This is a genomic window from Streptococcus sp. 1004_SSPC (assembly GCF_001069025.1).
GTDB classification, from domain to species: domain Bacteria; phylum Bacillota; class Bacilli; order Lactobacillales; family Streptococcaceae; genus Streptococcus; species Streptococcus vestibularis.
In genome coordinates this window covers 1-337 of record NZ_JWGQ01000056.1, presented here as the reverse complement: position 1 = coordinate 337, position 337 = coordinate 1, and the positions used below count along the sequence as shown (strand labels likewise).

At 41.5% G+C, this 337-nt stretch carries 1 protein-coding gene; it reads right to left on the bottom strand.

Annotated features, from left to right (window positions below):
* Nucleotides 1-337, bottom strand: a 337-nt coding sequence (locus ADF62_RS04430) for a GBS Bsp-like repeat-containing protein (RefSeq protein ID WP_048788190.1), incomplete at both ends; no start/stop codon positions are given.

Here is a 337-nt window from a genome sequence, read left to right as displayed (position 1 = left end):
TTTTTCAGAAATGTAGTGTCGATTGTTAGAGTTGTCCACGATATAGGCATCTGCACGGTAATTTCCTTTATTACCCTTATGCTCACTTGCCTTTATAGTTACACGATAGCTACCATCACTTTGCTTAGTTGCCTTATGCCAGATAAGGTCATCTTGACCACCAGCCAGACTCCACGATGGCACAAGAACCTCTTTCAAACCTGTAGGAGCAACAATATTACGGACAACAGCATCAAAGGTACCTGTTGCAGTGTTATTGTTTTCAATCGTAAGGACACCGCTTGGTCGAGCATAATCAACAGACACCACTTTTTCAGAAATGTAGTGTCGATTGTTA